Source organism: Rhodococcus sp. EPR-134 (assembly GCF_001647205.1).
GTDB lineage: Bacteria > Actinomycetota > Actinomycetes > Mycobacteriales > Mycobacteriaceae > Rhodococcus_F > Rhodococcus_F qingshengii.
In genome coordinates, this window is the sequence record NZ_LVCT01000807.1 from 1 (window position 1) to 6,613 (window position 6,613).

Here is a 6,613-nt window from a genome sequence, read left to right on the forward strand (position 1 = left end):
AGGCGCGGCTGGCGTCGGCACGCATCATGGCGGTACTCGATCGAGCCGACGCCGAACACGTTGAAGGAAATCGTGCGTGGCCGGAGGACGGGGTCCTGAGTGTGCACGCGTTGCGGGCGGGTTGGCCCGGGGGAAAGGTGACCGAACCGCTGTCGGTGGACCTTCCTCGCGGTGCTCGTGTTGCCGTCGTCGGCGAGAGCGGATCCGGAAAGACCACCGCGCTGATGACGATGGCGGGACTGCTGCCGCCCGTCGCGGGAACAGTTCGTGTTGACTCGGTGGACGTTTCGGATATCGATCCGGCCGAGCTGCGTCGGCACGTGGGGTACTTCGCCGAGGACGCACACCTCTTCGAGACGTCGGTACTCGAGAACCTGCGCGTTGCGCGGGGTGACCTCACCGCCGAGGACGCGGAGAAGGCACTTGCCGCAGTTGGTCTCGGCGACTGGCTGTCGGAACTGCCGGACGGGCTCGACACCTACCTGGTCGGCGGCATGCGAGCGGTTTCGGGCGGTGAGCGTCGTCGGTTGCTGTTGGCGCGCGCGATCGTCTCGCCCGCGGAGGTGCTGCTGCTCGACGAGCCGACCGAGCACATGGACGCGGAGGCGGGCGATCAGTTGCTCCGCGAGTTGCTCAGTCGCGACGCAACGCTGGTCGATTCTTCGCGAACCGTTGTTGTCGTCACCCACCAACTTCCGGACGGCACAGCAGCTGACCAGGTGATATGCGTCGGAAAAGTTTCTGTGGAAAATACGTTGCCGTCATCGTGAAGTGGGCGTACTTTCTCCTGTACACAAGGAAGGAGGTGGTCTGAAATTGAAGTACAGACGGACGCGTGAGGTGGCTGCCAGCTAGCCGCAATCGCTGATGGAATTCACTTACCGCGTGAGCGGCCGGCGAATCCCAGGCAGCCACCCGACCCCCGAGCCCCCGATCAGTCCGACCGGGATCCGCGCGAAAGCGTGGGTGTGGCTCGGGGGTCGCTTCGTGCCGTGCGCCTTTATCAACCCCCGGCGGTTAATAAAGGCGCACAGCGTGGACAAGGATTAGGCCCCCACCATCCACCGCGCTCGAGGATGGCTCTGACCTCGGCTGCAGTTCGGCACGAGGCCCCCTCCACCTCCTCCCAACCGAAGACCAGTGTGGCGTTGCCTGACAGTTCGGATGCGTTTCCTCGCCGACGATCACGCAGTGCAGTCGCTCGAGAAGAGTGGAAGGCAAATCCGTCGAGTCGAACGATCAGTGCGACACCGCAATTGCGGTAGTCGACGTCCTCGTAGAGAGTTCTCCCATCGACGAGGACCGGCGATTGCCGTCGTGCTTCCGGCAAACCGTGTGCTCGCTCGACCTCGATTGCGTAGCGATGCTCGAGTACCGACTGGACACCGCGATCCAACAGGTCCAATGTCGAGGACAGTGCTTTGACATATCGCCTCGGCCGGCGGCATTCCATTCGGGTGCGCAATTCCATCCGTGACACTTTGCACGCCGTGGCGGAGCGAACCAGAGAACGAGCGGCGTCGCGAGCCGACGGCTCTGCAACCGCCAGGTCAATTGCGGTGTCGGCCAGCGAAGTACGAGCAGGCTGAGTGGCAACGCCGATGTGGGCCTGAGCGCGTGAACGATGAACGATCACTCCGGGATGGGCAGTGGACCACCCCAACGGAACGGGGCGCGCCGGGGAGCGTTCGGGTCTGACCGTCGGACTCTGACAGCGGGAGGATCTGCCGTATCGGACCGTGATGTGGATCGGCAGTTCGGACTCGATGTGCGTGAGTCCCCACTCTTCAGCTGCAGTCCGGTGGCTCAGGTAAGTCTCTCCGCCGCCGAACAGCAGTGCGGCCTCGAGAATCATTGCTCGGTTGAGCGGCCCGTTGGTGCTGGATTGAACGCCGTGGAGGACGGAAGTCCATTGACCCGATTCGACCAGATGTTGGATGCGGCGCGGTGAATAGCCGAAAGGGCGTAGTTGTTTGTTGGTCGCGAGTCCGTGCTGGAAGTCGAAGAGTCTTCGGAGATCAGGATCGATGTAGTCGCAGCTCATGCGAATACCGTCAGATCGCGGACCGACAAGAATCGGTCGAAGATGCCGCTCCGAAGCCCGCCTGTGGAATTTGTCGGTGCCTGTGGATAAATCTGCTGTGCGCCTTTATTAACCGCCGGGGGTTAATAAAGGCGCACAGCAGAGCTAGCCGATGTAGCGCGTCAGGCGGGCCGAGAGACGCGGTTCCAGGCCACCGTCAGACATGATCCGCTCTTCGACGTACGCGAGGTCGCCGCCTTCGACGATGCCGTACAGACGCTTCGCGCCGCCGTACAGTGCACCGGACTGGCTGCGGATCACCACGTCGGTGGCAAGTTCCCACGACGCCTGGGTGAGTGCGCGCCCGTAGTACATTTCGACGACACCGGAGCTGTGGCTGAGCAGGAGTTCGACCACTTCCTGGTTGACGCTGCCCGGGATGCCGTCGCCGCCCATGCGCCAGTAACCGCTCTCGCGCAGATCGGGGCTCACGCACTTGCCCTCGGCGTCGAGGCGCCAGGACCGGGACTCCCAATTGAGGTACGGGCCGCCGTCGTGCGAGATGACGATCTGCTGACCGAAGGCGTAGTCGCCGTTCTCGTCGTGTCCTTCACCTTCGCCGCGCCAGACACCGACGAGGGGGAGAAGCGCGAGGAGTTCGGGATTGATGTCCGGGCCGAGGCGCAGGTTTGCGGTGTCCTCCGGCAACGGAAGGTCCGGCAGGGTCGGAATGTTGAGCGACGCCGTCGACTTGGAGCGCTCGACGGCGATGGCGACAGCTTCGTCCCCGCTGCCGCGCCTCACGGCACCTGCAGCGGCGGAATCGTCAGCGGTCGCGTCGGACCCTGAATCCGGAGCCTGACTCACGACTCGTCGGTGACCAAGCGGTACACGACGTACACGGAGAACCAAGCGATCATGACGGATGCGAGTGCGAGGAGTACCTCGAAGAAAATGACCACGGGTACATCTTAGACCGCGGCGACCGACCGGAAAAATCGGGAGCCGGAATGCAGAAGGCCCCGCACCGGAGGGGTGCGGGGCCGCCTGACAAAGCAGGAATTACTTGCTGACGGTCACGTCCACGTTGTGCACGCCCGAGCCCTCGGGAGCGACGGTGGAGGTGCCGTTGCCCGAGCTGGACAGTGCACGCACGGTCCACTCGCCCGGAGCGGCGAAGAAGCGGAAATCGCCGGTTCCCGATGCCACGACCTCGGCCGTGAACTCTCCGGAGCCGTCGAGCAGACGCACGAATGCGCCGCCGATGGGCTGGCCGTCAGCTGCGAGAACGCGGCCGGTGATGACCGTTTCCTTCTCGACGTCGACGCCGGCAGGCAGGGTCTGGCCCTGGGTAGGTGCTCCACACATGATCAGGCTCCCAATTCGATCGGTGCGCCGACGAGTGAGCCGTATTCGACCCAGCTGCCGTCGTAGTTCTTGACGTTGTTCTTGCCGAGGATCTCCTGCAGGACGAACCAGGTGTGGCTCGAACGCTCGCCGATGCGGCAGTAGGCGATCGTTTCCTTGGTGTCGTCGAAGCCCTTTTCCGCGTACAGCTTGGCGAGGTCGTCGTCCGACTTGAAGGTGCCGTCCTCGTTGGCGGTGGTGCTCCACGGGATGTTGATGGCTCCGGGGACGTGGCCACGCTGCTGCGCCTGCTCCTGCGGAAGGTGGGCGGGAGCGAGGATCTTGCCCGAGAACTCGTCAGGGCTACGAACGTCGACGAGGTTCTTGCTGCCGATGGCGTCGATGACCTCGTCGCGGAAAGCGCGGATCGAGAAGTCGGGGGTCTCGGCCTTGTACTGCGTGGCTTCGCGGTTGACTGCGTCCTTGGAGAGCGGGCGTCCGTCGAGTTCCCACTTCTTGCGGCCGCCGTCGATCAGCTTGATGTCCTGGTGGCCGTACAGCTTGAAGTACCAGTAAGCGTAAGCGGCGAACCAGTTGTTGTTGCCACCGTAGAGAACGACGGTGTCGTCGTTCGCAATGCCTTTGGCGGAGAGCAGATCCGAGAACTGCTCCTGGTTCAGGAAGTCGCGTCGGACGCCGTCCTGGAGGTCCTTGCGCCAGTCGAGCTTGACTGCACCCTCGATGTGGCCGCCGTCGTATGCGCTGGTGTCCTCGTCCACCTCGACAAAAACGGTCTTGGGGGTGTTGAGGTTCTGCTCAGCCCAGTCAGCGGAGACTAGGACGTCGGAGCGAGCCATGGTGTTCCTTTCGATGTGGTCTTGCATCGGTCGTTATCTAGCAGGGGTTCAGCAGGGTTGTGGGGCAAGCGTTTTCACGCGGTGGTAGCGCGGCCGGTATTTCGCAGCCTTGCGACGAGTGGATAGATCTGGCAGCCGAGGCAGATGCCGAACGCGGCGTTGAGCAGGGCCGCGAACAAGGCGAAGCCGGTGGCAACGGTGCCGACGATCGTCGACCCGGCCAGGAAACCGACCGTGCCGGCGAGTGCGAAGACGAAGCCGACGAACTGCGCGAAGCGCAGCGGCGCCACGGGTTCGCGTTCGCTGACCGGCGAGAGTCGCGGGGCGACGAGCTTGCCGAAGATCTGGCCGTACGGGCTGCGCTTGGGGCCGAGTACCGCTCCGACCGCGAAGACGATGGCCTGTAGTGCGAGAACGACGGTGGCGGCGGGCAGTGAGAAGGTCGAGAGGATGAGCGTGAGTACGAGAACGCCGGTGGTGACCCACGCGGCGAATCGAGGTCCGCGGACGTCGACCTGCTCGAGCTGGGGTGTGGTTGTGGACATCGGGAGTGCTCCTGCGCTGGATTGCATGATGCTGTGCCTGGACCGAGAAAACGGGACGTCAAAGTCCCACTCGGTGGATTGATCACGTGAGCGAAAGCTCGAAGGTCAGAGAGATCTGACGGATGAGGTGATCAGCAACAGGTACAGCAACAGCCCCCGAGGCGGCACAGGTCTACTGCGCGGCGTCGGGTGAGCATCAGCTCGTGGCGGGTTTGCACGTCGGCGAGTTTACCCCGAATTCTCGGATTTTGGCTCGTGGGGTCCGGATAGTGGTACGAGTGCAGCTTTCAGATCGGCTGCGGATGGCACTCCGGACACCCGGAACTGTTCCTCCAGGCCACCGTCGAGGATGAAGGTGGTGGGCAGCGAGAGGACACTCATCTCGCGTGCCAGAGCCGGTTCCTTGTCGATGTCGAGCTCGATCTCCACCGGCGGACGGGGAGCGTCGGCCATCGAGATCACGACCTGACCGACGACGCGGCGTACTGCCGCGCACGGTCCGCACCAGTCGGCAGAGAAATGCAGTACGACGGGTCCGCCGTTCGGCGAAGAGACTCCAGCGGCGCGGAGCAGTTCGAGGCGACTGTCCGCCGCGCCGGTCGCGGCCGGCGTGGTGACTCGGACCTTTCCGTTGCGCGACTTGAGAAAGAGCCCGACCGCGACGACGGCGACCCGCGCGCCCAGCAGAATTGTGATCCCGGTCATCGGTTCTGCAGCTCTGCGAGATCGATCGTCGTGTTTTCGGCGCTGCCTTCGATCACGATTCTTCCGCCTTCCGCGTAGACCAGGCTCGGCTGAATTCCGTAGGGAAGTGCCTGCGGATCGATCGTGTAGCTGAACAGTCCGAGGACGACGGGTTCGAGTGCTGCGGGGATCGAGAAATCGGCTTTGCCCTCCGGACCGAAGTACAGATTGCTGGCGACGATCTTGACCTGCCCACCTTCCAGAACGAGGTTGGCCTGCACGCTCACTGCAGTCTCGACCGGACCGACGGCAACCGTTCCCGTCAGCACGACGGCGCCCGCGGTGCTCGCTCCGGTTCCGCCGCTGCCCCCGGTGCCATCCGACTTGTTGGCAGGCGGCGAAGATACCTGCAGGTCAGGGATATTGAGCAGCTTTCCGAGGTCGGTGGCGTTGATTCCCATCCGGCCGTCGAGTTTGTCGACGGGGAGTTGGGTGACATTGCCGTTCACGATGTCGGAGAAGGGAACGGTGACCCCGCGCAGATCGGCCTCGACGGTCACTTCGCCCACCACGTCGCTCTGGACGCCGGTAGCTCTGACGTAGACGTCCTTGTATTTCCCGCCGAGTGCCTGGGTGAGGAAGGGGAACCCGTTGAAGGTGACCTCCGGATCCGACTCGAGTGATGCGCCGGTTCGGAGCTCGCGGGAAACCCGGTACTCGGCGTACGCGGCCGCGCCGAAATCGGCCACCAGTCCGAGGCCGAGGAGAAAGACGATGCCGATGATCAGTTTGCGCACCGCACCATTGTGACGGACTCCGGTCGGGGTTCGATGCGACGGCCCCGGTACCAGGCACGCTAATGTAGGGACCGACCAAAAGCGTCGAACTACTCGAGCGTTGCCCTCACGGGTTGCGCGGGCTACTAGATAGGAGGCCGTGTGGAACTGCTCCTCCTCACCTCCGACCCCAACCCGGAAGCTGTACTACCGGCGTTGGCGTTGCTGGCGCACTCGGTTCGGCCTGCCCCCACAGAGGTTTCCTCGCTACTCGAGGCAAGTTCCGCGGACGTGGCATTGGTGGATGCGCGCACCGATCTGGCTGCCGCACGCGGGTTGTGTCGATTGCTCGGAAGCACAGGATCCGCAGTACCTGTGGTC

9 protein-coding genes and 1 pseudogene are annotated in these 6,613 nt (G+C 63.8%); 2 read left to right on the forward strand and 8 right to left on the reverse strand.

Annotated elements, in window-relative coordinates; genetic code table 11:
* On the forward strand, window positions 1-770 hold a 770-nt coding region (locus A2J01_RS34630; RefSeq protein WP_156519491.1), incomplete at its 5' end, for an ATP-binding cassette domain-containing protein.
* Window positions 771-1,003: 233 nt separating this feature from the next.
* On the opposite strand, the gene A2J01_RS34635 is transcribed toward A2J01_RS34630, so the two are convergent.
* From A2J01_RS34635 to A2J01_RS34665, 8 genes are all read right to left on the reverse strand, one after another.
* Entirely contained in the window at window positions 1,004-2,044 is a 1,041-nt protein-coding gene (locus A2J01_RS34635; RefSeq protein WP_064114476.1) for a type IV toxin-antitoxin system AbiEi family antitoxin domain-containing protein, read from the reverse strand.
* Window positions 2,045-2,188: 144 nt separating this feature from the next.
* Complete coding sequence (locus A2J01_RS34640; RefSeq protein WP_064114477.1) at window positions 2,189-2,890, reverse strand: FABP family protein; 702 nt, start codon at window positions 2,888-2,890, stop codon at window positions 2,189-2,191.
* A 195-nt stretch (window positions 2,891-3,085) separates the two neighbouring features.
* Complete coding sequence (locus A2J01_RS34645; protein WP_003939797.1) at window positions 3,086-3,391, reverse strand: DUF1416 domain-containing protein; 306 nt, start codon at window positions 3,389-3,391, stop codon at window positions 3,086-3,088.
* Window positions 3,392-3,393: 2 nt separating this feature from the next.
* Window positions 3,394-4,227 (reverse strand): sulfurtransferase, encoded by an 834-nt coding sequence (locus tag A2J01_RS34650; RefSeq protein ID WP_003939859.1) that lies wholly within the window; start codon window positions 4,225-4,227, stop codon window positions 3,394-3,396.
* 74 nt (window positions 4,228-4,301) lie between these two features.
* Window positions 4,302-4,772: a DUF4395 domain-containing protein gene (locus A2J01_RS34655; protein ID WP_003940408.1), complete on the reverse strand. Its 471-nt coding sequence runs from the start codon at window positions 4,770-4,772 to the stop codon at window positions 4,302-4,304.
* Window positions 4,773-4,903: 131 nt separating this feature from the next.
* Window positions 4,904-4,990 (reverse strand): putative leader peptide, encoded by an 87-nt coding sequence (locus tag A2J01_RS37550; protein ID WP_350318872.1) that lies wholly within the window; start codon window positions 4,988-4,990, stop codon window positions 4,904-4,906.
* Between the two features lie 10 nt (window positions 4,991-5,000).
* Window positions 5,001-5,477, reverse strand: a complete 477-nt coding sequence (locus A2J01_RS34660) for a thioredoxin family protein (protein WP_064114478.1) — start codon at window positions 5,475-5,477, stop codon at window positions 5,001-5,003.
* Complete coding sequence (locus A2J01_RS34665) at window positions 5,474-6,253, reverse strand: LmeA family phospholipid-binding protein (protein ID WP_003939847.1); 780 nt, start codon at window positions 6,251-6,253, stop codon at window positions 5,474-5,476. Before A2J01_RS34665 ends, A2J01_RS34660 begins: the two co-directional genes overlap by 4 nt.
* Window positions 6,254-6,394: 141 nt before the next feature.
* On the opposite strand from A2J01_RS34665, the pseudogene A2J01_RS34670 reads away from it, so the two are divergent.
* Window positions 6,395-6,613: pseudogene (locus A2J01_RS34670) on the forward strand (DNA-binding response regulator); the annotation flags it as partial.

What these genes read in the sequence shown, in the direction of transcription:
- A2J01_RS34650 (WP_003939859.1), bottom strand. Translation starts at nt 4,227, where the DNA reads ATGGCTCGCTCCGACGTCCTAGTCTCCGCTGACTGGGCTGAGCAGAAC.
- A2J01_RS34660 (WP_064114478.1), bottom strand. Translation starts at nt 5,477, where the DNA reads ATGACCGGGATCACAATTCTGCTGGGCGCGCGGGTCGCCGTCGTCGCG.
- A2J01_RS34655 (WP_003940408.1), bottom strand. Translation starts at nt 4,772, where the DNA reads ATGTCCACAACCACACCCCAGCTCGAGCAGGTCGACGTCCGCGGACCT.
- A2J01_RS34645 (WP_003939797.1), bottom strand. Translation starts at nt 3,391, where the DNA reads ATGTGTGGAGCACCTACCCAGGGCCAGACCCTGCCTGCCGGCGTCGAC.
- A2J01_RS34635 (WP_064114476.1), bottom strand. Translation starts at nt 2,044, where the DNA reads ATGAGCTGCGACTACATCGATCCTGATCTCCGAAGACTCTTCGACTTC.